Origin of the sequence: Flavobacterium sp. XN-5, from assembly GCF_008033395.2 — a bacterium.
GTDB classification, from domain to species: Bacteria; Bacteroidota; Bacteroidia; order Flavobacteriales; family Flavobacteriaceae; genus Flavobacterium; species Flavobacterium hiemivividum.
This window is the reverse complement of record NZ_VOGZ02000019.1, coordinates 1-2,012: the sequence shown is the minus strand read 5'-3', so window position 1 is coordinate 2,012 and position 2,012 is coordinate 1. Positions and strand designations below refer to the sequence as shown.

The window sequence follows — 2,012 nt, the reverse complement described above, 5'->3', positions numbered from 1 at the left end:
TCCTGTAGGTAAAGACCAGGTATATCCAGTTGCATTGGTAATAGCTGGAACCGTATAGGTTACACTGTTTTGTCCCTGGCATACTGTTGCCGAACCGTTTATTGTGCCTGCTGCAATAGGTAAAGGACTTACCGTTACTGCCACTGTTGCGGTGGCTGGAGTATTGGGACAACTTCCTGTTGGTATATTGGTGGTTATGGTTGCTGTGGCAGAGCCTCCGGAAATTGTAGGTGTAAAGACAGCAGTAATAGTTGATCCAACTTGAGATTGTAATGTAATATTACCATTTGTTGCAGTCCAATTGCCTGAAGTTGCGTTTCCGGTTAGTAATCCAGTTATTATAATCGAGCTGTTTGCACAAACAGTCTGAGATGAAGGAGAAACAGTTACGCCATTAAATGAGTTTACAATGATTTGGTTTTTGCCATTTGAAGGGGTAGATACTGTGGTGTTTTCACCACATGGATTAATTGCTTTGACCGCAATGACCTGAGTTCCTAGTGCAGCTGAAGAAGAAACAGACACAGTTATGGAGTTAGTCAAATTTCCGCTGGTAATTATCCAACCTGTTGGTAAATTCCACTGGTAATATTGAGCATTTGAAGCTGCAGGAACTGATAAGTTAACAGTAGCGGGGGGACAGATAGATTGGTTTGAAACTGTTATATTGGTACTCCCGTTCCATCCGCTAGGTGTTCCAGTAAAAACACTCATAACTATATTGTTACTTGTAGCTGTGGAAGGAGATGGGCAAATAGCATTGGAATTCATAACAACTGATATAGCAGCATTGTTAGCGAGAGCTGTGGTTGTAAAAGTGGGGCTATTTGTTCCTACGAGAGTTGCTCCGTTCTTCCATTGATATGAGGGAGCAGATCCTCCATTAGTAGGTGTAGCTGTAAAAGTTACAGAAGTACCTGAACAAATACTCGTTGATGAAGAAGTTATTACTACCGAAGGAGTTAACAAAGGATTAACTACAACAGATGTTGAGCCAGCTGCACTTGGACAACCTGCTACTGTTACTGTAACATTGTATGTTCCCGCAGTAGCTAGAGTTACTCCGGAAATACTTGGATTTTGTAATCCAGAACTAAAACTATTTGGTCCGGTCCAGCTGTATGTTGCTCCTGAAACTAAAGGTGTTGTAAGGTTCAAAGTTGAACCAACACATAATGGACCATTATTCGATGCGGTTGGTGTTGCCGGTATTGGGTTAACAACAACTGTGATTGAGCCAGCGGCACTTGGACAACCTGCTACTGTTACTGTAACATTGTATGTTCCAGCAGCTGCTAGAGTTACTCCGGAAATACTTGGATTTTGCAATCCAGAACTAAAACTATTTGGTCCAGTCCAGCTGTATGTTGCTCCTGAGACTAAAGGTGTTGTAAGGTTCAAAGTTGAACCAACACATAATGGGCCATTATTCGATGCAGTTGGTGTTGCCGGTATCGGGTTAACAACAACTGTGGTTGAGCCAGCGGCACTTGTACAACCTGCTACTGTTACTGTAACATTGTATGTTCCCGCAGTAGCTAGATTTACTCCGGAAATACTTGGATTTTGCAATCCAGAACTAAAACTATTTGGTCCGGTCCAGCTGTATGTTGCTCCTGAAACTAAAGGTGTTGTAAGGTTCAAAGTTGAACCCACACATAATGGGCCATTATTCGATGCAGTTGGTGTTGCCGGTATCGGGTTAACAACAACTGTGGTTGAGCCAGCGGCACTTGTACAACCTGCTACTGTTACTGTAACATTGTATGTTCCCGCAGTAGCTAGAGTTACTGCGGAAATACTTGGATTTTGTAATCCAGAACTAAAATTATTTGGTCCGATCCAGCTGTATGTAGCGCCTGAAACTAAAGGTGTTGTAAGGTTCAAAGTTGAACCAACACATAATGTACCATTATTCGATGCAGTTGGTGTTACCGGTATCGGGTTAACAAGAACTGTGGTTGAGCCAGCGGCACTTGTACAACCTGCTACTGTTACTATAACATTGTATG

At 42.4% G+C, this 2,012-nt stretch carries 1 protein-coding gene; it reads right to left on the bottom strand.

Going from position 1 to position 2,012, the window contains the following annotated elements:
* Positions 1-2,012: beta strand repeat-containing protein (locus FQU23_RS16075; RefSeq protein ID WP_209282360.1), on the bottom strand; the 2,012-nt coding region annotated here is incomplete at both ends.